This window comes from Alkaliphilus serpentinus (genome assembly GCF_009017255.1).
Classification (GTDB): Bacteria; Bacillota; Clostridia; order Peptostreptococcales; family Natronincolaceae; genus Alkaliphilus_D; species Alkaliphilus_D serpentinus.
Window position 1 is genome coordinate 1 of record NZ_WBZB01000002.1, and the last position, 25,766, is coordinate 25,766.

The 25,766-nt window shown below is 38.0% G+C and carries 20 protein-coding genes; 1 reads left to right on the plus strand and 19 read right to left on the minus strand.

From position 1 onward, the window contains the following. Positions 1-238 precede the first annotated feature (238 nt). The 13 genes from F8153_RS00165 to whiA all read right to left on the minus strand — a co-directional run bounded on the left by F8153_RS00165 (position 239) and on the right by whiA (position 18,706). On the minus strand, positions 239-3,700 hold the full coding sequence (locus tag F8153_RS00165) for a DNA polymerase III subunit alpha (protein WP_151864321.1): 3,462 nt from the start codon (positions 3,698-3,700) through the stop codon (positions 239-241). Between the two features lie 75 nt (positions 3,701-3,775). Continuing rightward, positions 3,776-4,354 carry a nucleotidyltransferase family protein gene (locus F8153_RS00170; RefSeq protein WP_192929578.1) on the minus strand — a complete coding sequence of 193 codons (579 nt, stop codon included), beginning with the start codon at positions 4,352-4,354 and terminating at the stop codon, positions 3,776-3,778. Next, positions 4,351-5,115 (minus strand): selenium cofactor biosynthesis protein YqeC, encoded by a 765-nt coding sequence (gene yqeC, locus F8153_RS00175; protein WP_151864323.1) that lies wholly within the window; start codon positions 5,113-5,115, stop codon positions 4,351-4,353. Before yqeC ends, F8153_RS00170 begins: the two co-directional genes overlap by 4 nt. A gap of 314 nt (positions 5,116-5,429) precedes the next feature. Continuing rightward, positions 5,430-5,729 carry a protease complex subunit PrcB family protein gene (locus F8153_RS00180; RefSeq protein WP_151864324.1) on the minus strand — a complete coding sequence of 100 codons (300 nt, stop codon included), beginning with the start codon at positions 5,727-5,729 and terminating at the stop codon, positions 5,430-5,432. 83 nt (positions 5,730-5,812) lie between these two features. After that, on the minus strand, positions 5,813-8,884 hold the full coding sequence (locus F8153_RS00185; RefSeq protein ID WP_151864325.1) for an AAA family ATPase: 3,072 nt from the start codon (positions 8,882-8,884) through the stop codon (positions 5,813-5,815). A gap of 235 nt (positions 8,885-9,119) precedes the next feature. Beyond that, entirely contained in the window at positions 9,120-10,454 is a 1,335-nt protein-coding gene (gene glnA, locus F8153_RS00190) for a type I glutamate--ammonia ligase (protein ID WP_151864389.1), read from the minus strand. 180 nt (positions 10,455-10,634) lie between these two features. Continuing rightward, positions 10,635-10,757, minus strand: a complete 123-nt coding sequence (locus F8153_RS16505; protein ID WP_279237087.1) for a hypothetical protein — start codon at positions 10,755-10,757, stop codon at positions 10,635-10,637. A 169-nt stretch (positions 10,758-10,926) separates the two neighbouring features. Then, a complete protein-coding gene (locus F8153_RS00195; RefSeq protein ID WP_151864326.1) occupies positions 10,927-11,544 on the minus strand; it encodes a cyclodeaminase/cyclohydrolase family protein in 618 nt (205 codons plus the stop codon). Beyond that, a complete protein-coding gene (gene hutI / locus F8153_RS00200) occupies positions 11,538-12,809 on the minus strand; it encodes an imidazolonepropionase (RefSeq protein WP_151864327.1) in 1,272 nt (423 codons plus the stop codon). The genes F8153_RS00195 and hutI overlap by 7 nt, the downstream gene beginning before the upstream one ends. A 5-nt stretch (positions 12,810-12,814) precedes the next feature. After that, positions 12,815-13,711, minus strand: a complete 897-nt coding sequence (ftcD, locus tag F8153_RS00205) for a glutamate formimidoyltransferase (RefSeq protein ID WP_151864328.1) — start codon at positions 13,709-13,711, stop codon at positions 12,815-12,817. Between the two features lie 105 nt (positions 13,712-13,816). Further along, positions 13,817-15,841 (minus strand): urocanate hydratase, encoded by a 2,025-nt coding sequence (locus tag F8153_RS00210; RefSeq protein WP_151864329.1) that lies wholly within the window; start codon positions 15,839-15,841, stop codon positions 13,817-13,819. 27 nt (positions 15,842-15,868) lie between these two features. Further along, the gene (locus F8153_RS00215; protein WP_151864330.1) at positions 15,869-17,548 is read right to left on the minus strand and encodes a formate--tetrahydrofolate ligase; all 1,680 of its coding nucleotides are present in this window, start codon (positions 17,546-17,548) and stop codon (positions 15,869-15,871) included. A 210-nt stretch (positions 17,549-17,758) separates the two neighbouring features. After that, positions 17,759-18,706, minus strand: a complete 948-nt coding sequence (whiA, locus tag F8153_RS00220; RefSeq protein WP_151864331.1) for a DNA-binding protein WhiA — start codon at positions 18,704-18,706, stop codon at positions 17,759-17,761. A 132-nt stretch (positions 18,707-18,838) separates the two neighbouring features. On the opposite strand from whiA, the gene F8153_RS00225 reads away from it, so the two are divergent. Next, positions 18,839-19,003: a DUF1540 domain-containing protein gene (locus F8153_RS00225; protein ID WP_151864332.1), complete on the plus strand. Its 165-nt coding sequence runs from the start codon at positions 18,839-18,841 to the stop codon at positions 19,001-19,003. A 14-nt stretch (positions 19,004-19,017) separates the two neighbouring features. Here F8153_RS00225 and F8153_RS00230 read toward each other — a convergent pair whose 3' ends face one another. The 6 genes from F8153_RS00230 to F8153_RS00255 form a co-directional block, all read right to left on the minus strand. Next, complete coding sequence (locus F8153_RS00230; RefSeq protein WP_151864390.1) at positions 19,018-19,443, minus strand: NUDIX hydrolase; 426 nt, start codon at positions 19,441-19,443, stop codon at positions 19,018-19,020. A gap of 161 nt (positions 19,444-19,604) precedes the next feature. After that, entirely contained in the window at positions 19,605-20,987 is a 1,383-nt protein-coding gene (locus F8153_RS00235) for a tryptophanase (protein ID WP_151864333.1), read from the minus strand. 150 nt (positions 20,988-21,137) lie between these two features. Continuing rightward, the gene (locus tag F8153_RS00240) at positions 21,138-22,397 is read right to left on the minus strand and encodes a gluconeogenesis factor YvcK family protein (RefSeq protein ID WP_151864334.1); all 1,260 of its coding nucleotides are present in this window, start codon (positions 22,395-22,397) and stop codon (positions 21,138-21,140) included. Beyond that, positions 22,397-23,272 (minus strand): RNase adapter RapZ, encoded by an 876-nt coding sequence (rapZ, locus tag F8153_RS00245; RefSeq protein WP_151864335.1) that lies wholly within the window; start codon positions 23,270-23,272, stop codon positions 22,397-22,399. The genes F8153_RS00240 and rapZ overlap by 1 nt, the downstream gene beginning before the upstream one ends. Before the next feature lie 29 nt (positions 23,273-23,301). Further along, complete coding sequence (gene murB / locus F8153_RS00250; protein ID WP_151864336.1) at positions 23,302-24,216, minus strand: UDP-N-acetylmuramate dehydrogenase; 915 nt, start codon at positions 24,214-24,216, stop codon at positions 23,302-23,304. 99 nt (positions 24,217-24,315) lie between these two features. Further along, entirely contained in the window at positions 24,316-25,671 is a 1,356-nt protein-coding gene (locus F8153_RS00255; RefSeq protein ID WP_151864337.1) for an ABC transporter substrate-binding protein, read from the minus strand. Positions 25,672-25,766: the final 95 nt, after the last annotated feature.

A 25,766-nucleotide genomic window follows, 5' to 3' on the forward strand; every position in this document is an offset into this window, starting at 1 on the left:
TTGCTTCTGCAAATTTCCTCCTCAATTCAACATTTATAAGAACAAAAGCATTTCATGCATTAATTTTCTATGGTTAAATGCTTTTATTTTCCAGAGAACCCATGCGTTCTCTAGGACGCTTCCCTGTACTCTCCTTATTTTTATAAGGGGGAGGGGCCCCTTAAAATTCACCATTTAATAGGGGTAAAGAAATATTTCCTATTAAATAAATATAGCACATTTCTTATTTGAAATCCAGTTAATCTATAATAACACATTCTCTTCCGAAGGTCTCCTTCAGTCTGGTAATTAAATCCTCCTCCAGCTTAACCCACAGGTCTCTATGGGCCCTCATGGTTTTATTCTGGCTTTCTAAATAGATGTATATGGGTACACTTCCATGATATTGTCTTAACAAAGGTTTTGTACCTTCAAGTAGTGCCAGTTCTCTAGCTCCCTTTATAATAAGCTTTACCCCTTTAGCCTGCCCCTTAACAAGGGGCTTTATTTTATTGGAAAGAATTTTGGGAACTTCCTCTTCCTTAAAGTTTAATCCTCCCTCAACAATAATGGAGGAATCCACTTCTAAATACCTTTGAAACCTTGTATAGGTTTTGGGGAAAACAATACACTCAATTGTACCATACAAATCCTCTAAAGTAATGAAGGCCATTGTTTGTCCGTTTTTAGTAGTCTTTAAGCTCCTATCTATGATAAGGCCTCCAACCCTTACAGTATCTCCGTCCTTATAATTATACGCCGTTGGATCCTCTGCCATTTCCAGAAGCTGACTACTGGATAAATCAGTTTCCAGCTTTAGCTCCTTCTCCAACTCTGATAAGGGGTGTCCGCTAATGTATAGCCCTATTACCTCTTTTTCCATGCTCAGCTTCATTTTATCGTTAAATTCCTTAATATTGGGTAGAAGGTCCTCCTTAAAGGATATCGTCTCATCTTCAAGGACATCGAATAATGCAATTTGTCCTTTAATATTTCTTTTCTTATCATTGGAGACTCCCTCTAGTACTCCTTCATATATGGCCAACAGTTGAGCTCGGAAGGCCCCTAAGCAATCGAAGGCCCCACACTTAATCAGACTCTCCACAGCCCTTTTGTTCATATCCTTAGAATCTACCTTTTGACAGAAATCATAAAAGCTGATAAAGACTCCTTTTTCATCCCTAGCCCTGGCTATGGCATCAATAATAGATAATCCAACGTTTTTAACAGCAGCCAATCCAAAGCGGATTTTACCATCCTCTACAGTAAATTTGCTATAGCTTTTATTAATATCTGGCTTCAATACCTCTATTCCCATCCTTCTACAATCCTGAATGTAATGGGCCACCTTAGAGGTATTCCCCATAACGCTGGTCATTAGGGCAGCCATAAATTCTACCGGATAATATACCTTTAAATATCCAGTTTGGTAAGCCAATACAGCATAGGCAGCGGCATGGGATTTATTAAAGGCATAGTTGGCAAAGTCAATCATCTCATCATAAATCTCATTGGCAATTTTCTCTGGAACTCCATTTCGAAGGCATCCAGGAATTTCAACATTTCCATCCTCATCAATTTTTCCATAGATGAAATGCTTTCTTTCTTCCTCCATAACCTCCATTTTTTTCTTGCTCATGGCCCGACGTACAAGGTCGCTTCTTCCATAGCTGTAGCCAGCTAAATCTCTAACCACCTGCATAACCTGTTCTTGATAAACCATACAGCCATAGGTAACATTTAAGATTGGTTCTAAAAGCTTATGCTTGTATCGAATCTCAGAAGGATTATTCTTGCACCGAATGTAGGTTGGAATTGAATCCATAGGACCTGGCCTAAACAAGGAAATACCCGCAACAACATCCTCAAAGGAGGTGGGTTTTAGTTCCTTCATAAATTGAATCATCCCTGCACTCTCTAGCTGAAACAAGCCAAGGGTATCCCCTTTACTGATTAGCTCGTAGACCTTTTCATCCTCATAGCAGCTATTGGAAAAATCAATTTTAACTCCATGATTGGCCTCTATTAAATCTAAGGCATCCTTAATGACAGTAAGGGTTCTAAGACCCAAAAAGTCCATCTTTAATAGACCCAGCTCTTCTAGGGTTCCCATGGGAAATTGAGTGGTTACGCTGTTATCATGCATATATAGAGGCACATAACGGTCTAGTATATCCTTAGAAATTACTACACCAGCAGCATGGGTTGAAGCATGTCTCGGCATTCCCTCCAGCTTTTGGGCCATATCCAGTAAATATCTTGCCCCCTCATCATCCTCTGCCATTTGTCTAAGTTGCGGATTCACCTCTAAAGCCTTTTCTATGGTCATCCCGATGGCAAAGGGGATTTGCTTAGCGATTTGATCTACTTCGTTATAGGGCATATTAATAACCCTTCCAACATCTCTTATGGCGGCCCTTGCTGCCATGGTTCCAAAGGTGATGATTTGTGCCACCCTGTCTTCGCCATATTTCCTTTTTACATATTCTATAACTTCCTCCCGACGTTCGTAGCAGAAGTCAATATCTATATCCGGCATTGAAATCCTTTCTGGATTCAAGAACCTTTCAAATATCAGGGAGTATTTTATTGGATCAATGTCGGTAATCCCAAGGACATAGGCTACAATACTTCCTGCGGCACTTCCTCTTCCCGGTCCTACTGGGATATCATGATCCTTTGCATACTTAATAAAGTCCCAAACAATAAGGAAGTATTCAGTATAACCCATTTTTTCAATAACACCCAACTCATATTCCAAGCGTTCCACAAGCTCAGGGGTGGTTTCTCCATAGCGTTGTTTAAGTCCTTCATAACAAAGCTTCCGTAGGTATTCCTCCACCCTTCCTTCATTTGGATTGGTATATTGGGGCAAATGAATGGTATTAAAATCGAAGTCTACATTGCATCTCTCTGCTATTAATACAGTATTACTAATAGCCTCTGGTGCATATGGAAACAGGCCCTCCATTTCCTCCGTTGATTTAAGATAAAACTCATCATTAGGAAATTTTAATCGTTCTTGGTCCTCCAAAATTTTTCCCGTTTGAATACATAGTAAAATATCATGGGCCTCAGAGTCGTCTCTGTTGATATAATGACTATCATTGGTGGCCACAAGGGGTATACCGGTTTCTCGACTTAGCTTAACCAAATGATTGTTAATCTGTTTTTGCTCCTTTAATCCATGATCCTGAATTTCTAAGAAGAAATTGTTTTTTCCAAATAGCTTTTGTAGACTTAGGGCTTGCTCCTTAGCTTTATCATACAAACCCTTAAGCAGCAGCTGTTGGATATCTCCGGCCAAACAGCCACTTAGGCATATCAACCCTTTACTATATTCCTTTAATACATCATAGTCTATTCTAGGTTTATAATAAAAGCCCTTTGTATAGCCAATGGAAACCAGTCTAATTAAATTCTGATAACCCTCATGATTCTCTGCCAACAATACCAAATGCCCCATGTTTTTATCCAACACAGGGTCTCTATCCATTAAGCTCCTTTGAGCAGTATATACCTCGCAGCCAATTATAGGCTTTATCCCTTTTTTCTTAGCCATTTTATAAAAGTCCACAACACCGAACATTGAGCCATGATCGGTTATGGCAATGGACTTCATTCCAAGACCCTTTACATGATCCATCATTTTATGGATTGTTGTAAAGCCATCCAAAAGACTATATTCGGTATGGACGTGCAAATGAACGAAGTCACCCATTTTTTCACCTCATTTTTTACTCTAACTATAGCTTCTATGATAAAGCTTAATATCCTTTTTTACAATCCATTAATCCTACAACAACTTTGTTATTTTCTCGTAGGCCTCCTTGGTATCCACATCCATACCTAGATATTCTGCCTCTATTGGCAGAAAACCTACATCATCCTCTAAAGCCTCAATCAATCCTCTTCCTCCCGTATCCCCTTGAATTTCCAGTAAGCTTTCCTTTAAGGAGGCTGAGAACAAGGAAGGATTCCCCCGTCTACTGCCGTAGGTAGGGACAATAATGGATTTATCGCTGCTTTTAAACTCCTCTATAATTCTATTAATTACCCAACTCTCAACTAAAGGCTGGTCACCCACCATAAAAAGATATCCCTCTGCTTCCTTACTGGAATTTCGTATGCCTAGCTTCATGGAGGTGCTTTGACCTAAGTGAGAATTTTCATTGACAATTGCTTTGATGGCATATCGATCAGCAATTTTTTTCACCTCATGGTTTCGATAAATAAGGATGATTTCATCTAAAGATGAGGCTATGGCTGCCTTAATAACCCTTTCTATGGTGGGCACCCCACCAACAAGCTTTAAAAGCTTGTCTTCCTTAAACCTTCTGGAAAAGCCTGCCGCCATAATAATTCCACTGATCATCGATAACTCCTCCATAGCTTAATTGGATTCATGTCCTCCATTGCTGCTACAATAATAGTATCTAAACTATTATGTGAATCCTCCAATAGCTTAACCATTCCCTTTCCCAAAACTTCGTTGGTGTGACTCAGCTTATTAAACAAAAGTACTCTTTTACAATTATTTGGTGTATCCTTAAACAGCCCATTCTTATGAAGAACAAGGTTTTTCACCATTACTGGTGTAATCTCATCTTCAGGCCTTCCTCCAGTAATAAAACAAAATTCCTCTACCCTATGAACTGAGGTTTGGTTGATTCTAGTATATAGAGCATCTAATCCAATCACCCCAATATTGATGGTTGTTAAAGGATGAAGCATCGGTTCATGGGAAGCAGGGGCCTTAATAGGTCTGCCCTTTGAACCATCTGCCTCAATTAGTATTACATCAAATATTTCTGCAGCAATGATTTCTTCTAGGATATTAAAGGAAATGCCCAGTAGCTTCCCTTCTTTGTTAATTTCTTTACCGATTAAAGTTATTTCACCTTTTCCAATGTCCTTTAAAGGCTGTGGCATTCCTTCAGGGGCTAAAAAAAACCGATCAAAGGCATCTTCAGATGGAAAGTAAATTGCCGTGGTGGTGGTGACTAGAACCTTAAAGCCCTCATCCTTCATTTGCTGGGCCAGCCTAAAGATGGTTGTAGTCTTTCCTCCACCTCCCACAAGGGAGATGACTTCTCTTTTGTTTTTAGTTATTCCAAAGGCTTCAAGTAGTTTCATGAGATCACCCTTCTAATGAAATGTTGAATGACGAATGTTGAATGTTGAATTATTGATGCTTCGATGTATCGAAGCTAAAAATATTTAAAAATATATTATAATCAAAATGGTTTAAAAGAGTTCTAACTCATATAGTTTGCTTTCATTTTATTTATAGTTAATCAAATGGAATTTGCAGAAAGCAAATTCTACATCAATTCACCATTTAACATTAAACATTTAACATTATTTTTATATATTTTTTCTCTCTTTCATTATACCTCTTCTATACCAGATTTTTAAGAGAAAAAAAGAAAAGTCTCCAACTTGAGACTTTACTCATTTTTAAGGATAATTCTATATCTAGTGGGGGCTTCAGTGAGGGTTCCCTCCCAGCTGTCCTTTGGATAAGTAATAACCTGACGGCAGATGGCATCAGCTGCAGGATAAATTTTACTGTAGATTATGCTGATTTCATCCCCCTTTACTTCAACCTTTTTTATTTTTATTTTATATCCGGAGGTAGGTTTTTCACCCCAATGCAAAACAAGCTTCACTTTATTACCCTCAGTTGTGATAACTTCATAGGTTACATCATCCTGACGTTTTTTAAAATCTATAGATACCCGCCTCATACTTAACCTCCTTTATCCACCTTCATAAAATATATATTAAGGAGTTGCTCTATTTATTATCATTTTAGCCTAAAGCTTTTTAGTTATTGCAAGGCCTTATCATTTTTCTTTAATACCGCTAGGATTTCTGCTTCATAGCAGCCCTTAATCTGACTCAAATAATGTATTCCTTTGTCACAGTATTCCTTGAGGGGTAACTCCAATGCCTTGCTGAAGACCTTGTTTAGCTTGCTGCTATTTTCCATGTTGGCCTTGATTTCCGCCTTTACCCTATAAACCAAACCCTTCTCATAGGGATTTTTCATTCTTTCACTACATTCCTCAGCTTTTTTTAGCCTTTCAAGGGCTTTTTTATATTGCCCCTCTTTTATATTCAATATAGTCATGTAGCCCTCGGCTATGGATCGTCCCCAATGGAGGTCGAACTGCTGATAGAGTTTTAATGCATTGTTGAAGTATGTCTTGGCTCTTTCGTAATCCCCCATATCAAAGGCTGCCTGTCCTGCATTGGTATTAAAGATTGTTAAACCACCAGTAACCTTTTTTTCAGCACAAATTGCCATTGCTCTATCATAATACTTTAGGGCACTGGAAAACTTCATATTATATCTTCTTATTTCCCCTAAATAATTATAAACGGCTGCTACATTGAGAATGTATTTATCATCATATTTGCTAATATCCTCAAATAAATGGATGGCCTGCTGTAAAATTTCCTCTGCCTCTACGTATTCAAGGGCCATTATTTTACTTAAACCCTTTAACCGTAGCAATATTGCTGTTTCTGTTCTACTGTTAATTTCATCGGCTAACTTCAAGGCCTTTTCAATATATTCCTCCATTATACCTGTAGCATGGGTTTGAATACCATAATAAATCAGCTGCCTATAGCCCTTCAAAATGTATTCCTGATCACCAATGTCTTCTGCAAATCCAATCATATCCATAATGTTCTTGATACCCTTTTCATAATCCCCTTGCCTAATAAGGTATCTACCCTGCATATGTTGGAAGGCAATTTTTAGGCTTAAATATTCTTTTCTATCAAGATCCGTATCTTGAATCTGATTAAAGGATTCTTCTATTACTTTAATGGATTTTAATGCCTCATCAGAGGTTAAATACCAACTTTTTTCCTTTATTTTATAATTCTCACTAATAACAGGAAATAATTCATGACTATAATCCAAATAGGCATTTAGATTTTTTATTTGGTACTTAAGGGATAGGCTTAGATTTCCACTACTGCTAAAATGATATATTAGCCTTGAGTAGCTGAGAATATCACTTTTATCTCCCTTCAACTGTTTCTCTAATATCTGACCAATTCGGTTATGCAAGAATTTTCTCCTTGCAGGAGATAGCTGGTTATAGATAAACTCCCTCAGCTTTTGATGGGTGAATTGGTAGGCAATTTTATCTGATTCAGATGTTTCCGATATCAAGTATTTGTTTTCCAACTCCTCCATAGCCTCCAGAAGCTCCATTTCATCGATTCCCAACAGATCTTTTATAATATCCATGGAGGCCTTATCAAAGAATAAGGATATGATATCTAAAAGCCTTTTGCCCAATTGAGAAATATTTAGAAATCTGCTCTTTATGATATCCTGAAGCTTTGAGGACATTTCACTAAAGTTTCGATTTTCCCTTAGGGCGTTTAAATACTCCACGATGAAGAAGGTGTTACCCTCTGTTTCAGTAAATATTTTATCAATTAAATCCCTAGAAAAGCTTCTATTGGGAAGGGCTGCCTGCATGAATTCCTCTACTTGCTTTGCTGTAAACCTTTCTAATTTTATCTCTTCCAAAAGATTATACTTGTTAAGGAGGGTGATAAAACTATCGGTTCGGATGTCATACTCATTTCTACTGATACCCACCAGAAGTATTCTATTTTCCTTATCCTGATGAAGAAGATGCTTTAATAGGGCAATGCTTCGATTGTCCATCCATTGTATATCATCAAAAATCAGAAGAATTTTTCTGTTTTGACATAGCTTCCCAATTAAGCCTGAAATGGCATCCTCCACCAGCTTAAATTGCATATAATCCAGTTCTTCCACCAGATTTTCCTTGATGTTATCCTGATCAATTGCAAAAACGGGAAATACATAGCTTATAATATTGCTCCATATAATTGGAATTTCTATGCTTTCTTCCTTGATAATTTCTTTAATTCTTGCAAAAATAGGGTTCCATGGCTTTAGAACATAATCCTCCTCTGCCTGATAGCAGTTGGACTGAAAAACAAATAAATCCTTATGGTTTATTAAGGTTAGAAATTTTTCCTTTAAATTGGTCTTTCCTATCCCAGCTTCTCCGGTAATAATAACGGATTTATGGCCCTTGCCCTGTGAAAAATGATTAAAATTATCCATTAATAGCTTTAACTCCATTTCTCTGCCAAAGAAAAAGCCTTCGGAGGTGGAACTATTATTGGTCTTTTTGATGTTTCTGGCATCTATCAACTTCTCTAAGATCTTTTTACTGTCGCCATCGGGCTTTATTCCCATTTCTTTTTCCAGAATCTTTTCTAATCGATTATAAATTTCTATTCCTTTGTTATATGCACCCTCTTCCATATATTGATTCATCAATATTCGATAAGGCCTTTCATCAAAGGGATCAATGGTCATAATCAGTTTGCAATATTGTTCTACTATTTCATAGCCTTTAATCTGGCTCTCTTTATTAATTTCGTTGTAAAGTAAAGCTATATACAGATCTTTGTATAGCTCTCTCGTTGTATACATCCATTCTTCAAAGGCCTCTCCCTCTTTAAGGCTAAAGCCCTGTAAAAAGTCTCCAGTATAAGCTTTGATAGAGTGACTATTATGAAGTAAAAAGGTATCTATATCTGCCTCTATATGGATATCAGGATTCAGCATTACAACGGACTTTTGAGGAGATATGATAATATCTAAATTAAAGGCCTTTCGAATTTTATACATAGTATTCCTTAGATTTTTCTTTCCAACATCCTCAGGAACATCTGCCCAGAGTAAATTAACCAATTCATCCCTGGTTGCTTCCCTTTTATTACACACTAAATAGAAAAATAAAGCCTCAGCCTTACGAAAAGGAAATAATACCTTATGATTATCCATTATTACTGTTGGTGTATTAAAGAGCTTTACTTGTATTATCTTCACCTACTCCACCCTTTCCGTGGCCAATTCTGAAAAATATGTAAAAATATCGAAATCCAATTTGAACAATATAGTACAAAGATAAAAAGAAATTTGTATTAGAATATGGAGGTAATTCCTTAACCTTAATATATATATTCTTGATTTTTTCAGGAAGTCCTCCAAGTATTATTTAACACCTATACCTTACCTATAATAACATAAAAAACGACAAGGATTTTACCCTGTCGTTTATATTTTAATATAAGCTTAAATATTTTTCTAGCTCCCATTGATGAATTTCTTCATTATACTCTCGCCATTCCTGTTTTTTGACCTTAAGATATGTATTAAACACATGGTCTCCTAAGGTTTTTCGTACCAATTGGCTCTTTTCCATTTCATCTAGAGCTTCATTTAAAGAGGCCGGAAATCTCTTAATACCCTTTTTCTTTCTGGTTTCTTCATCCATCTCATAGGCACAACCATCATAATAGGGGGGGGGAGATATTTTATTATTGATTCCATCTAAACCAGCTGCTAATATCACCGCTAATGCCAAATAATGATTGGCAGTAGGATCAGGATTCCTTAACTCCACCCGAGTTGCCACGCCCCTTGAGCCTGGAATTCTTATCAAAGGAGTTCTATTACAAATTCCCCAAGCTACATCCGTTGGTGCCTCATAGCCAGGAACAAATCGTTTATAAGAGTTTACTGAGGCATTGGTAATTGCCGCCAGCTCCCTGCCATGCTCAATTAAGCCACCTATAAAATAATAGGCCTCTTGGCTTAATCCCAATTCATCCTCTTCATCATAGAAGGCATTTTTGCCATCCTTAAAGAGGGATTGGTTTATATGCATACAGGTTCCATTTGCCCCTCTAAAGGGCTTTGGCATAAAGGTGGCATGGAGGCCATGCTGCTTAGCTATAGTTTTAACAGCCAATTTAAAGGTTGTTATTTTATCGGCAGTGGCAAGGGCTTCATCATATTTAAAATCAATTTCATGCTGTCCTGGGGCAGCCTCATGATGGGATGCCTCAATTTCAAAACCCATTTTCTCAAGAAGTAAGCAGATATCTCTTCTTGCATCCTCTCCTAAATCCGTGGGGGCTGCATCAAAATATCCTGCATCATCATGGATTTTGGTGATGGGATTTCCCTTTTCATCCCTTTCAAAAAGGAAAAATTCCACCTCTGGGCCAACATAATAATCATAGCCCTGCTCCTTTAATTCACCTAAAACCTTCTTTAATATATTCCGTGGTCCACCGGTAAAGGGGGTGCCATCAATATTACATACATCACAAATGAGTCTAGCTGAGTTTCCATGGCTTCCTGTTCTCCATGGGAATATTTGAAAGGTTGAAGGATCAGGTTTTAACAACATATCTGATTCTTCCACCCGTTTATAGCCATCGATTGACGAGCCATCAAACATGATTTGGCCCTTTAGGGCTGTTTCCAACTGACTGGTTGTGATAGCAAGATTTTTTAGCTTACCAAATATATCTGTAAATTGTAGATTTATAAAGCGCACATTGTCTGCTTCAGCCCGACCAATTACTTCGTCACTACTTAAAGCTTTCACCAAAAATCAACTCCAATATTTTTTTACCTGTACAGGAGATTTTCTTAGTGTGATCACTCTATTAAATTTATCATAGATTGGGATTTTCTACAAACTACCCTAGTAAGCCTCTGACAAGGTAATCAATCCTTAATTGCTGTCTGGCCGACATAGCTTTATATTCTATAAAATACTTCTCCTTTAATCTGATATGATATCTATTACTCTGTTAAAGTCTTGTTTATAGGTGATTCTCTCTATAATCAATTGATATTCCTCTTTATCACCTTTTTTTCCTCTTTTGATTAGTAATTGATTATCCACCCTAACACCTCACTTCTATATATAAGAGTATACCACTAACCAAAAGGTTCATTAAATTATTTAAAATGGCATAAAAAAAATGGTAGACTCATTAACCCCTGAGAGATAGACCCCAGCCTTTAATGCTCCACCATTTTATAATATATTCTTAAATTTTAACCTGTTATGATTATAATACTACCTTAGATAAAATTCTACCTTCAACCTCAGTGGCCTTATCTTCTAATTCCTTAACCTTTGCAGTAGTCTCACTTACAAAGGCCTCATCCTTTATGGATGTAAGATTGATTTTCGTATTGAAAAGAGCTGACAATACTGCTGTTCTTGCCATCATTGCAGCTACAGCACCATCGGTAACCGCATTCTGATTACCCTTTACTACTACAGTTTCAATAATTCCCATCATATCAAAGGCAGTTTGAGCAACCTCCAATGGTACTAAAGCAGCTTTTTTAGTTGCTTCTTGAATGGCCTCTTTACGCTTTTCAATTTCTTCTTCAGTTTCCTTTGGAAGCTTAAAGGCTGCCATAACTTCATTGAAGGAATCTGCATCTTTATCAATATCAGCTAAAAGCTTCTCTCTAAGCTTTGAGGCCTCTGCTGCTATTCCCTTCATTTCTTCTTCAACCTCAACGTACTTTTTCTTTCCTACAGTTAAGTTTGCAACCATTTCAGTAAGGGCGGCAGCTGTTGCTGCAGACATTGCTGCAATACTTCCTCCACCTGGTACAGGATTACTAGATGCAGTTTCTTGTAAAAATTCATTAAGCTTCATGCTTGCTAACATAATAAATCTCCTCTCTTCTCTTTATCGTAAACTAGTTTTCCGTTTTTGATCACCTTTTCAACGGTACTTACTCCAATGTGATAGGGAATAAAGTGATAGGAAGGGAATTCTAATATCACAATATCTCCCCTTTTACCTTCGTCTATACTACCAATGGTATCAGCCATATCTAAGGCTGCTGCACCATTTATCGTAAAGGCCGTTATGGCTTCTTCAGTAGTCATTTTCATATATAAGGTAGCTAAGGCAATTATTAAGGGAATAGATTCAGTAAAGCAGCTACCGGGGTTTAAATCAGTGGCCAAGGCTACGGCGGAGCCATTATCAATCATTTCTCTTCCCCTTGCAAAGTTCTCCTTAAGACTAAAGGCCGTACCTGGTAAAAGAGTTGCTATTACTCCCCTTTCCGCCATTGCTTTTAAGCCCTCATCCGATGCCTGCAATAGGTGATCTGCAGATACAGCACCCAGTTCAGCAGCCAGCTCAGCACCACCTAACTGAACAATTTCATCAGCATGAAGCTTTAGCTTAAAACCCATTTCCTTGGCCCTAGTAAGTAATCTTCTAGATTGCTCTACTGAAAAAACTTTTTTCTCACAGAATATATCACAGAATTCTGCAAGGTTACCTTCGGCAACGATGGGAAGAACCTCATTTATCATATAATCAATAAATTCATCCTCTTTGCCTTTATATTCTACTGGTACTGCATGGGCTCCAAGGAAGGTTTTAACCACATCAATGGGATGCTTTTTATTGACCTCATCCATAGCCTCCAATTGCTTCAATTCCGTTTCTAGGTCTAACCCATAGCCGCTTTTCCCCTCTACTGTAGTTACTCCAAAGGTTAACATCGAATCTAGTCTCTTTAGTCCTGTCTTTACTAGCTCCTCCTTCGATGCTTCCTTTGTCATCCTTACGGAGCTTAGAATTCCTCCACCACGCTCCATAATTTCCATATAATTGGCACCCTTTAAGCGCCAAGAAAACTCCTCTGCTCGATATCCTCCAAATATTAAGTGGGTATGGGAGTCTACAAAGCCTGGCAATACAGCCTTACCCTTTGCATCTACCACTTGATAGTCTCCCTCATGATATTTTGCTAGAATATCTGCTGTTTTTCCAACGGCTTTTATAATCCCATCCTCAATTACAACTGCCCCATCCTCAATAACATGTAACTGGGACATCTCTTTACCAAACTTGGCCTTCCTGCCGCTACAGGTAACCAATTCATTGGCATTCTTTATTAATAGCCCCTTCATCTTCATCACTCCATTATTCTGGTTTCAAGTACCTGCTCCATTGAGAAATTCTCTACACCAAGATAGTAGACTGCTGTATCCACTAAGGCTTCCATAGGCAATAGTCCTATAATCTCGCTACCCACTACATTCACACCGTATCTTTTAGCTTCTATTTTAATTAATTCAAAGGCTCTATAAAGGGCGGTTTTTGTATAATCTGTCATGTTCATTGACACCTGCATCATACCTCGCTCCTTCAAGTCTATACCAATTGCCTTACAATATCGAAGACCTCCACCTAAGAATCGAACATTTCTAGCTATTTGGTTGGCAACCTCAAAATTGGTTGTATCTAGGTTTACATTAAAGGCCACCAAAGGCATTCTTGCACCAACGGCTGTTACACCTGCAGTTTCATGGATTTTGTCTGGTCCAAAGTCGGGCTTCCACTCAGGCTGGCCTATTTTTTCAGCCATACCCTCAAATTCGCCCTTTCTGATTTTTGCTAAATTTTCTCTTTCTGGATGGGTTGCAGCCTTTTCATATAGGAATATCGGTAGGTTATATCGCTTAGCTGCCTCCTGGGCAACCTCCTTTGATAGCTGAATTGCCTCCGTCATACTGACATTCTTTATGGGTATAAAGGGCACTACGTCCACCGCCCCCATCCTTGGATGCTGTCCTGTATGATTTCGCATGTCTATTGCTTCAATGGCCATACCCATTGCTTCTAGGATCGCTTCCTTTAATGGCTCCGGTTCTCCTACTACAGTTACCACCACACGATTATGGTCTTCATCTCTGCTATAGTCCAGAAGCTTAACACCATTTTTCCCCCTAAAGGGATGAATAATTCTCTCTATTTTGTCTAAGTCTCTTCCTTCACTGAAGTTCGGTACACACTGCACAATCTTATGCATTTTTTCAACCTCCCCAATAGATTTTTCAGGAATACTTAATGATCCATAGCCTCAATGAAGCAGGAAAACGTTTATTTTCCTGCCCCAAAGAGTTATTTAATATGTTTATTTCTTAAATGCTTTTTCAACTAGAGATTTCACCAATTGATCCTTTGGTATATAGGGTAAAGTGATATGTCCGTTATTTTGTGTCTTGTTAAATTCAATACTGGTGGTAATGGAGTTTTCGTTTCTAGCCCAAGCCCTTCTTGCAACTCCACCCATTACATCCCATGGCATTGCAGAGCTTAAGATTCTATCAACTCTTTCACTTCCATCCAGAACCATTCCGAAGCCACCATTAATAGATTTACCAATACCTACTCCACCACCGTTATGGAGGGCTATTAAACTCATTCCCCTTGCAGCATTTCCAGCAAAGCACTGGGTAGCCATTTCTGCCATAACATTACTTCCATCTTTTATATTAGCGGTTTCTCTAAAGGGTGAATCCGTTCCACTTACATCATGGTGATCTCTACCCAGCATAATCGGTCCTACTTCACCATTTCTAACCATTTCATTGAACTTTAGAGCGATTCTGGTTCTACCCTCTGCGTCCTGATAAAGGATTCTTGCTTGAGTTCCTACTACAAGTTGGTTTTCTTCTGCATCTCTAATCCAAACATAATTATCTCTATCCTGTCCACGTCTATTGGGATCAATGCAATCCATTGCAGCCTTATCTGTTTTTACCAAATCCTCATGATTACCGCTTAAGCATACCCATCGGAAGGGTCCATAGCCATAATCAAAAAGCTCAGGTCCCATAATATCTTCGACATAGGAAGGGAAAATAAATCCATCCTTTTCATCTACACCATTTTTGGATATTTCCTTTACTCCAGCGTCATATATTGCCTTCATAAAGGCATTACCATAGTCAAAGAAATAGGTTCCTCTATTAACCAGCTCTTTAATTAAATAAAAGTGCTTTGCCAAGGATTCATCAACCATTTTAATGAATCCATCTCTATCTGACTTAAGCATTTTTGTCCTTTCTTCAAAGGTGATTCCTTGAGGACAATAGCCACCCTCATATACTGCATGACAGGAGGTTTGGTCAGATAATAAGTCAATACTTATGTGATTATCTACTGCATATTGCAGTAAATCTATAATGTTACCATGATAAGCAATGGAGATGGGCTCCTTCTTCTCCTTATATTCCAATGCCAGCTTAAATACTTCCCTTAAGTCAGCTGAAACCATTTGAACCCAGCCCTGCTGATGTCTTGTTTCAATTCTTGATGGATCTACCTCAGCAATGATACCAATACCATTGGCGATTTCTATTGCCTTTGGTTGAGCTCCACTCATTCCTCCTAAGCCTGAGGAGACAAATATCTTTCCCTTTAGGTCTTCATCTTGTCCTAAGCCCAGCTTTTTTCGTCCGGCATTCAGGAGGGTATTAAAGGTACCATGAACAATTCCTTGGGGTCCAATATACATCCAACCTCCTGCTGTCATTTGTCCATAGCTGGCAACTCCCATCTGCTCAGCAATATCCCAATCCTTGATGTTATCAAACATTCCAATCATTAAGGCATTGGTTATAATAACCCTTGGGCTAATAGGGGATGACTTAAATAATCCCAATGGATGTCCTGACATAACCACTAAGGTTTCTTCAGTGGTTAAGTTTTCTAGATATTTCTTAATCAATTGATATTGCATCCAATTTTGACATACCTTCCCGGTCTCCCCATAGGTTATCAGCTCATATGGGTATAGGGCAACATCAAAATCTAGATTGTTGTCAATCATTACCTGGAAGGCTTTACCTTCCAGGCATTTTCCTTTATATTCATGGATTGACTTAGCCTTTATGTTACCATGGGGTCGAAATCGATAGCCATAAATTCTTCCAAGAGTGGTTAGCTCCTCCATAAACTCTGGAGCTAAGGTCTCATGAAGTTCCTCAGGGATATACCTTAAAGCATTTTTTAAAGCAATCTCCGTCTGCTGTGGAGATAGCTTAAATCCCCTATCAGGAGCCCTTCTAATACCCTCTACAAATGGAGGCATTTCTGGAAGTTGATTGTCTAGCTTAATGGTCATAGCCTCACTAATGACGGTGTTATTAATCATACACCTCTCCCCTTTCAATAAAGCATCTTAGAATAAACCAGAAATCTTTCCTTCCTTATCAACATCCATATTCTCAGCAGCAGGCACCTTAGGTAATCCAGGCATTGTCATTACTTCTCCGGTTAAGCACACGATAAACCCTGCTCCTGCCGATACTCTTACTTCTCTAACTGTAATTCTAAAGCCCTTTGGTGCACCCAATAATGCTGGGTTATCTGATAAAGAATATTGAGTTTTCGCCATACAGATTGGCATTTTATCTAGGCCAAGCTCTTCAAGCTTCTTAATTTCCTTCTTAGCCTTTGGTGTAAAGTCCACTCCATCTCCGCCGTAGATTTCCTTAACGATTCTTTCTACCTTAGCAGGGATAGATTCTTCTGAAGCATACAATGTCTTAAAGTTGGATTCACCCGCTTCAACCATTTTAACAAGTTCTTCAGCCATTTCTCTTCCGCCTTCTCCACCATTAGCCCAAACTTCATTAAGGGCAACGTTGATTCCTGCCTCCTGACAAAGGGAAATTAATTGCTCTACCTCAGCCTCTGTATCAGCTACGAATTTATTAACAGCAACTAATGCTTTTAAACCGAACTTTCTTATATTTTCAACCTGCTTTTGTAGGTTAACAAAGCCGGCCTTTAAAGCCTCAAGATTTTCTTGACCAAGATCAGCCTTGGCAACACCCCCATGCATTTTTAATGCTCTGATAGTAGCAACGATTACAACAGCTGAAGGCTTAAGGTTACCATATCTACACTTGATATCTAGGAATTTTTCAGCTCCTAGATCAGCTCCGAAGCCTGCCTCTGTTACTAAGTAATCTCCAAGCTTTAATCCAAGCTTAGTAGCCATGATACTGTTACAACCATGGGCAATATTGGCAAAAGGCCCACCATGGATTAATGCAGGAGTATTTTCAAGGGTTTGAACCAAATTAGGCTTTATTGCATCCTTAAGAAGCATTGCCATAGCTCCGTGAACGTTTAATTCTGCTGCAGTAACCGCCTTACCCTCATAGTTATAAGCTACAATCATCTTTCCAAGTCTTTCTCTTAAGTCCATTAGGTCATTAGATAGACATAAAACAGCCATAACCTCAGAAGCAACGGAAATCATAAATCCATCTTGTCTTGTATAGCCATTGGATTTTCCACCTAAACCTACGATTACTTCACGTAGGGCTCTATCATTCATATCTAGTACACGCTTCCAAACGATTTGATTGAAATCAATACCTAACTTATTTCCCTGGTGGATATGGTTATCTATAGCTGCTGATAATAAGTTATTTGCTGAAGTAATGGCATGGAAGTCTCCAGTGAAGTGAAGGTTAATATCCTCCATTGGAACTACCTGTGCATAACCACCACCTGCTGCTCCACCCTTTACACCAAATACTGGCCCTAAAGATGGTTCCCTTAAGGCGATAACGGTTTTCTTACCGATTTTGTTTAGGGCTTGTCCAAGACCAACGGTGGTTGTTGATTTTCCTTCACCAGCTGGAGTTGGGTTGATGGCAGTAACTAGAATTAGCTTTCCATCTGGCTTATCCTTTAAACGGTCAAAAATTTCTGGATTGATTTTAGCTTTATACTTTCCGTACAACTCTAATTCATCCTCTAAAATTCCCCATTCCTTAGCTACATTAGCAATGGGCTTCATGGTTGCCTGTTGTGCAATTTCGATATCACTTAGATACTTTGACATATGTAGTTCATCCTTTCTTTATTTAAATATTTTTATAAACCTATTTCTATTTGGTAGTCTACATAAAATTTATGATTTTATGCCCTACCACTACATTTTTTATTATATCAATCCACCGTCACCATATCGTCTACAGGATAGAATTTATTGCGAATTTTTTTAAAAATTCGCAATAAATATAAAAAAACAGGAGAGGATCCTGTTTTTTTGTTATTTATGTCTTATTCTATCTGCAAATTCGTCTATTTTCCTTAGCCTATGGTTTACCCCCGATTTTCCAATGGGAGGATTAAGCATTTGTCCCAGTTCCTTTAGGCTGGCATCTTGATTTTTCAATCTCAATTCAGCGATCTCCCTTAAATTTTCTGGAAGCTTATTAAGCCCTACCTGATCCTTAATCATCTCAATATTTTCTATTTGTCTCATAGAAGCATTTACGGTTTTACTTAAGTTTGCTGTCTCACAATTGACGATTCTATTAATATCATTTCTCATCTGCTTCATAATTCTTACATTTTCCAAATTCAGAAGGGCTGTATGGGCACCAATGATATTTAATAGGTCCACCACTTGATCCCCCTCCTTTAAATAGACTACAAAACTACCCTTCCTTGGGATAATCTTTGCAGTGAGCTGAAATTCTTCCATAACCCTTTTCAAAACCTCACTATGCTCTTTACTATTGGTGACAAACTCTAAATGATAGGTTTTTTCCGGATCACAAACTGATCCACCTCCTAGGAAGGCTCCCCTAAGATAAGCTCTTTTGCAACAATTATTCTTTATGATGGATGGAGGAATCTCATAGGTTATATCAAAGGAATCTTCAAATTTTTTTAAAATCCCTACCTTTTCAAGAATTAAATCTCCACCCATTTGATGGGTAATGACAATTAGATAATTGTTATTTTTTTTAAGTCTTGGATTTCTTCTCACCATCACCTCTGTGTGGATAGAAAAAACCTCTTTTATAAGTTTAAAAATCTTTCTAGCAATGGCTGGATTTTCTGTTGTGATATTTAAATTCAATTTTTGACTTCCCGCCAATTGAAGGGTTCCGCTCATCCTTATAAGAGCCGCCAGTTCTGCTAATTGACAGCATTTGTTATCGTCAAGGATTCTAGCTAATTCTCCTTTAGTTTTTGATGAAAAAGACATTTTCTTCACTACCTTTTTATGAATATTGATTTATTTTTCCCATATTGGACCATAAAAATTTTGAAATTATAAATCCTTTCCTTTTAGCCAATAATAAATTTGAAGGATATTAAAAAAATGGAGGTGTGTTTTATGAATCAGCAGCATCCATCTATGGAAGTTATGTGTCATGTCCACAACTGTAAGTTTAATGAGAATGACTATTGCTTTGCTCCTAAACTAGAAGTAAATCCTCTACAGGGCAGCGGAGCATCTAATTCAAAAGAAGCCCTTTGTACAACCTTCCAGCCCCGCTAAACCCTAATAAGACCTCACTTCTCTGGTGAGGTCTTTGTATATTCTTCAATGGCTTTTTTAATAATATCCTTTTCATCAGTATATTTGGCTAGGTCTACCACTCGATTAATATGTATGAATTTTGCCTCAATAAAGCCCTCTTCTTTTTGGGGTGTACAATTGATACTTCTTGATTGCATCAGAAACCAATGAACGGTTTTACTTATTTTATCATTATCCTCCCAGCTATTCTTATAGGTGTAGTGGATTTTTCCAAGGTACTGTATTACCTCTACCTTAACACCAGCCTCTTCAAGGACCTCTCTTATAGCTGTTTGCTCATAATCCTCATCAATTTCTACCTTCCCTTTTGGTAGAACCCAATCTCCATTATATTTTTTTAGCATTAAAATGGCATTGCCAAAAATCACTACTCCACCTGAACTAACTTCTTCCCGCACCTTCTCCACTCCTTTGTCTTTCATCTTCCAGTGCTTCTGCTTTTATGTAATTTTATCAAGTCTTATTTAAGTATATAATTAAATTATCATATTACTTAGATGATTTCAACATGATATATATAAAGGGAAAGCCATGGGTCTTCCCATGGCTTAGAAATTGATTATTCAACTGGCTTAAGCTTTGCTGTAAAATGTCTTAATACCTCAGGCTCATATGTAAATTCAAAGCCCTTTAAGGTATCTCTTCTTTTCCAAATTTCAATTAATGCATCAGCAACTACATCCATATGTCTATCAGTGTAAACTCGTCTTGGAATAGTTAATCTTAATAGTTCCATAGGAGATTCTAAATGTTCTCCTGTCTCAGGGTCTCTTCCTAATAAGAAGGATCCAATTTCAACTGCCCTTACGCCAGCTTCTTTATATAGCTCAACACATACAGCTTGGGCAGGGAACTGATAATAAGGGATATGGGGACAAAATTTCTTACAATCAACAAAAACCGCATGTCCTCCTACTGGTCTTTGAATAGGTATACCTGCATCAATTAATCTTTGACCAAGGTATTCTATCTGACCAATTCTATTTTCTAAGTAATCCTCTTCCACTACTTCCCTTAAGCCCCTTGCCAAGGCCTCCATATCTCTACCGGATAATCCACCATAGGTTGGGAAGCCTTCTATTGGAACAACCATTGATCGAACCATTGTATATAGCTCTTCATCATCCTTAATAGCAACCATACCGCCCATATTTACGATACCATCTTTTTTGGCACTCATAGTTAACCCATCACCATAGCTAAACATTTCTAAAATAATCTCAGCTACAGTTTTATTTTCATAGCCCTTTTCTCTTTGCTTAATAAAATAGGCATTTTCAGCAAATCTAGCTGCATCAAAGAAGACCCTTAAACCATAACGATCTCCAATTTCTTTAACTCCCTTGATATTCTCCATTGAAACAGGCTGCCCACCAGCACTGTTACAGGTTACAGTAACTAAAATAAAGGAGCAATTCTCAACACCCTTTTCCTTAATAAAGGCCTCAAGCTTTTCTAAATCAAAGTTTCCTTTAAAGGGATGCTCGGTTTCTGTATCGTATGCATCCTCTATAACAAAATTAACAGCTCTACCACCCTTTAGCTCTATGTGTGCTTTAGTAGTGTCAAAATGCATATTTCCTAGAACATAGTGGCCCTTTTGTTTGATCAAAAGGGGGAATAGTACATTTTCGGCGCCTCTTCCTTGATGGGTTGGAACAAAATATTTGTAACCAATAATATCATTTACACTCTTCTCTAGGTTATAAAAGTTTCTGCTGCCTGCATAGGATTCATCACCCATCATGATGCCTGCCCACTGCCAATCGCTCATGGCTCCTGTTCCACTATCGGTTAAAAGGTCAATATAGATATCCTCTGCCCTTAATGCAAATTGATTATAGCCAACTTCCTTTATTCTAGTTTCCCTTTCTTCCCTAGGGATTAGCTTTATTGGCTCAACCATTTTAATTTTATAGGGCTCTGCCTTTCTGTCGTACATATTTCATCCTCCTATCATTTGATTTATTAAAATTTTTTACTACTTAAAATTTTTTGTCATTTTATGAATTCTACAATTATTCTAAAATTCCTTCTAAAAATTTTGAATTTAATAAAACTATAATAGTATTACCTATTACCTGTATTCTTGCTACCCCTTTACCAGCCTTACGATAATCTTTGATAGCTTAATAGCATCATGTCTGACATAATCCTTCTTAATCTCGATTAAATTATCTTGAATAATATCAATATCCTTCGATTTTAATGAATTTCCATCTTCTTCTGAGAAACCAATTAGCTTAGCTCCTTCCAAAAGGTATTTTTCCCTTACCTCCTTAGGTATATCCCCAGTGTTAACAATTACATAATCTAAGCTAAGGCCACTACAATGATTATATAAGGCCTCTACATGCTTATAGGCCCCATATCCGTCGGTTTCGCCAGGCTGTGTCATAACGTTGGGAATATAAACCTTTATGGCTTCTGTATTTAAAAGGCTGTTTCTTATATTCTTAATTAGTAGATTAGGTATTATACTGGTGTATAGGCTTCCTGGACCAAGAACCACTATATCTGCATTCAGGATTGCTTCAACAGCATCTCCAACGGCTTCTGATTCCTTTGGCTTAATAAACACCCTTTCAATAGGACTCTTGTCCTCTAGACTCTTATAGGGGATATTGGATTCTCCCTTTATGATCCTTCCATTTTCCAGTTTTGCATAAAGGGTTACATTTTCTAAGGTTACTGGTAAAACCTGGCCCCTTACAGCTAAAACCTCACTCATGCTTTTTACTGCATCTTCAAAATTGTTACTTATACCATTCATAGAGGCTATAAACAGATTTCCAAAGCTTTGACCCTTCAAAGACCCTTCCTCAAATCTATATTGTAGCAGTTTCTCCATTGTGGGCTCCATCTCAGCAAGGGCCAGTATACAGTTTCTGATGTCCCCTGGCGGAAGCATTCCTAAATCCTCTCTAAGCTTCCCAGAGCCGCCACCATCATCGGCCACTGTTACAATAGCAGTAATATTAGAAGTGAATAGCTTAAGTCCACGTAGCAAAACAGATAATCCCGTTCCTCCTCCAATTACCACTACCTTTGGCCCTCTTGCCCTCAGCTTTATGTCGTGGACAAGATTGGGTTTCAGGGGCGTACCCCTCCCCTGAATTGAGATGCTTGTAGAAAATATGTTCATTATAGATGCCATAACCTTATAAAAACCAAAAATAGTAAGGGTTACACCTGCAACTCCAACCAACAGAGCAGTACCATTGGTAAAAGACCACTTGAAATCCCTCATTAAAACAGTAAAGGACAAGGCCATTAGGATTATTCCCGAAAAGCCAACTAGAGCCCATCTTTTTACTTGTAACCCTGGTCTCATCCACTGAATCCACTTCATTATTGTTTTTTCCTTTCCTTACCAATAAATGCGTCCCTATGATTTAAAATAACCCTATAGCCCTTGGCCTTAAGCTGTTGATGCATTAGGTGACTGATGGTTACCGATCGATGCCTACCTCCAGTGCAGCCTATGGCCAAAACCAGCTGGTTTTTACCTTCCTTTATATAATGGGGAATTAAGAAGTCCATCAGATCAAAAAGCTTGTTAACAAAGGTGACGCTTACCGGTGAATTCATTACATAATCTCTAATAACCTCATCATCTCCAGTAAAATCCCTAAGCTCTTCATCGTAATAAGGATTCGGCAAAAACCTCACATCAAAAACAAGGTCAGAATCTATGGGGATGCCATGCTTAAAGCCGAAGGATACTATAGAAATCATTAAATTATTAGAGTCATTGCCCTCAATATAAATGCTTTTTAGCTCCTCCTTTAGCTGAGAAGGTATTAATCGAGTGGTGTCGATGATGTTATTGGCCATTTTCTTTAAGTCCTTTAGCATTTCCCTTTCCTTCTCTATTCCCTCACTAATGGAGGCTTCCGGAGAAAGGGGGTGACTTCTTCTGGTTTCTTTAAAACGTTTTACTAAGACTTCATCACTGGCATCCAAAAATAGTACCTCAAACTGATGACCCAAATCCTGTAAATCCTTAAGACTTTTGGAGAGGTCATTAAAAAAGAGGCCTCCTCTAATATCTATCACCAGAGCAATTTTCTCAATTTTTCCCTGGGTTTGATTACATAGTTCCATAAACTTAGGGATTAATATTGGTGGTAGATTATCTACACAGTAAAAGCCAAAATCCTCCATATGTTTAACAGCTTGGCTTTTGCCGGCACCAGATAAACCTGAAATGATTACTGCCTTCATCAAAACACCTTCTTCCTATGGTCATTAAATTACTCCTCACCTATTAGCTTTATCTCTGTTTCAAGGTCAACTCCAAAGTTATTCTTAACTGTTTTTTGAATGTGCTTAACTAAATCCATAACATCCTTAGCTGTTGCATTACCTACATTGACTATAAACCCACAATGAAGCTCTGAAACCTGGGCCCCGCCAATACGGAAGCCTCTAAGATTGCTATCTTGAATTAGCTTTCCTGCAAAATACCCCTCAGGTCTTTTAAATACACTGCCTGCACTTGGCAAATGGAGGGGCTGCTTTGTGGTTCTTTGAAAATTTAAATCATCTACCTTTTCTTTAATAAGACTATATTCCTTCTCCTGAAGCTCCATCTCCACCTCCAGTACAATATAGCCTTCCTTCTGAATAATGCTGGTTCTATAGCCCATTCCCATCTCTTCAATTGATAGGTCAATAACATTGCCCTTTTTATCAAGGGCCCTTACAAGTTTAACAACATCCTTCATTTCACCGCCATAGGCTCCTGCATTCATGGTTACAGCACCACCTAAGGTTCCCGGTATGCCACTGGCAAATTCCAAACCACTTAGGCTGGCCTTTAAGGCATGCTTCGATAGGGTAGATAAAAGAATCCCCCCTTGGGCCATTATTTTATTACCTTCAAGGGTAATTTGATTAAAATTTTCGGCTATCTTTATTACAACACGTCTTAAACCCTTGTCGCTAATTAAAAGATTCGAACCATTACCCATTACAAAATACTCAATATCCTCTTCGTTACATATATGTATAATACCTTGGATTTCATCAATGGTTTTCGGTAGTAATAAGAAATCTGCAGGTCCCCCAATCTTAAAGGAGGTATGATTTTTCATTGGTTCATCCTGTAGAACATTCTCTTCCTTTATGACTTCTATAAATTGCTTTCTCAGCTGGGCTTTATTCATGTATATTCACTCCTATTATTAAGTGGTTGCAATCTATTATATCCATTTCGATTTATTTCAAGTATATACTTTTTTAGAATAAGGGTCAATTCCATGTAGTTAATTCCTCATTTTAAGGTTTATTAGGGCTTTTATATTATCTTCAGCATCCTTTAGGAGTTGAGGCACATTCTTCTTCCCTAGAAGCCCCTGATGAATTTCCTTTTGCAAGGCGGCGTCAATGTCCTTCCAATAGGGATGGGGTGGAATAATAATGGTGTTTTCCAAGGATGTATAAAGCATGGACATCATAGGATCTCCCATATAGATATTTCCTACAGAACTCTTCACAGGAAAAACCCCTAATCTATACAGTTGCTGCTGGTGGTCATCCTCAACTAAATGCTTTAAAAAGGCAACACACATTTTTAATTTCTCTTCCTCCTCTTGATGGCTAATTCCATAAGACCCAAAGGTGTTGCTCATTGATACAGGTTTGCCTAAAGCTCCGGTGGGAAATAATGCAACTCCATAACTAAATCCATTACCGCTGTTTCTAAGATTTTCAAGGACGTTTAAAGCCCAGGTCCCCGATGGAATTACAGCTACTCTTTGATCCTTATAAAAGGACTCCCACACTTGATTGGAGGTATTCTCTCCGAAGGCTGGATGGGTTACATGATATTGATACTTTAAATCCATCACCTTATTTAGGCCACTGATGGCTAAGTCTCCGTTAAACACATATGCTAGTTCTTCATTAATTACAGTAGCCCCATCACTTAAAAAAATCCCCCATAAATTATAATAGCCTGGACTTACAAAGCTATTGAAACCATAATAGTCTATTTGATCCCCACCCTTACTATCGAAGGTTAGTAGCTGAAGCTTTTCAACAAATTCCTCATAGGTCCAAATACCCTCTTTGGGTGGCTCTACACCCCGTTGCTGAAAGATGTCTAAATTTAATAGAAGGCCATAGGTATTCATCATCCATGGCATAGCCAAAATCTTTCCGTTATAGGTAACTGCCCTAATGGCCTCTTGTCTAAAGCTCCTTATTTCATCTACCGTCATATATTGATCTAAGGCTTCCAGCTTGCCACTGGCAATAATAGTGTAATCGCTTCCCACAGGTAGTATATCTGGAGGATTCCCAAGCTTTAAGGCTGTCTCCAGCTGCACAGGCCCCTTCTCCCAATCAATAGGGGTTAAATCTATATATACTCCGGGATATTTTCTTTCAAAGCTATTAATTTTCTCCCTTATCCATCTATACTGAGTACCCGTTAAGCGATCTAATCTGGGATAATCCCAAAGGGATATGATGCCCCTCCAGTAGGTTTCTTCTTGAGATTCATTGAAATCCACCTCAAGGGGCCTATTTCGGAAAAAGTAAAAGGGACCTAGAATAATAAAAATAAATAACAAGATAAACAATAAAAATTTAATTTGAAGCTTTCTTAATGAATTCATATATACCCCTCCCCTTAAATTTTATTCCCTAAGGAATACTGATATACTAAGGGGACAGAAAAACAGGATTTTTTTCCAAAAACTAAAGCCAATCT

Bases quoted from the DNA above. Each gene is read 5' to 3' on its own strand.
- F8153_RS00165 (WP_151864321.1), bottom strand. From the start codon at position 3,700: ATGGGTGACTTCGTTCATTTGCACGTCCATACCGAATATAGTCTTTTG.
- F8153_RS00170 (WP_192929578.1), bottom strand. From the start codon at position 4,354: ATGATCAGTGGAATTATTATGGCGGCAGGCTTTTCCAGAAGGTTTAAG.
- yqeC (WP_151864323.1), bottom strand. From the start codon at position 5,115: ATGAAACTACTTGAAGCCTTTGGAATAACTAAAAACAAAAGAGAAGTC.
- F8153_RS00180 (WP_151864324.1), bottom strand. From the start codon at position 5,729: ATGAGGCGGGTATCTATAGATTTTAAAAAACGTCAGGATGATGTAACC.
- F8153_RS00195 (WP_151864326.1), bottom strand. From the start codon at position 11,544: ATGTTAGCAAGCATGAAGCTTAATGAATTTTTACAAGAAACTGCATCT.
- hutI (WP_151864327.1), bottom strand. From the start codon at position 12,809: ATGAAGGGGCTATTAATAAAGAATGCCAATGAATTGGTTACCTGTAGC.
- ftcD (WP_151864328.1), bottom strand. From the start codon at position 13,711: ATGCATAAGATTGTGCAGTGTGTACCGAACTTCAGTGAAGGAAGAGAC.
- F8153_RS00210 (WP_151864329.1), bottom strand. From the start codon at position 15,841: ATGATTAATAACACCGTCATTAGTGAGGCTATGACCATTAAGCTAGAC.
- F8153_RS00215 (WP_151864330.1), bottom strand. From the start codon at position 17,548: ATGTCAAAGTATCTAAGTGATATCGAAATTGCACAACAGGCAACCATG.
- whiA (WP_151864331.1), bottom strand. From the start codon at position 18,706: ATGTCTTTTTCATCAAAAACTAAAGGAGAATTAGCTAGAATCCTTGAC.
- F8153_RS00225 (WP_151864332.1), top strand. From the start codon at position 18,839: ATGAATCAGCAGCATCCATCTATGGAAGTTATGTGTCATGTCCACAAC.
- F8153_RS00235 (WP_151864333.1), bottom strand. From the start codon at position 20,987: ATGTACGACAGAAAGGCAGAGCCCTATAAAATTAAAATGGTTGAGCCA.
- F8153_RS00240 (WP_151864334.1), bottom strand. From the start codon at position 22,397: ATGAAGTGGATTCAGTGGATGAGACCAGGGTTACAAGTAAAAAGATGG.
- rapZ (WP_151864335.1), bottom strand. From the start codon at position 23,272: ATGAAGGCAGTAATCATTTCAGGTTTATCTGGTGCCGGCAAAAGCCAA.
- murB (WP_151864336.1), bottom strand. From the start codon at position 24,216: ATGAATAAAGCCCAGCTGAGAAAGCAATTTATAGAAGTCATAAAGGAA.
- F8153_RS00255 (WP_151864337.1), bottom strand. From the start codon at position 25,671: ATGAATTCATTAAGAAAGCTTCAAATTAAATTTTTATTGTTTATCTTG.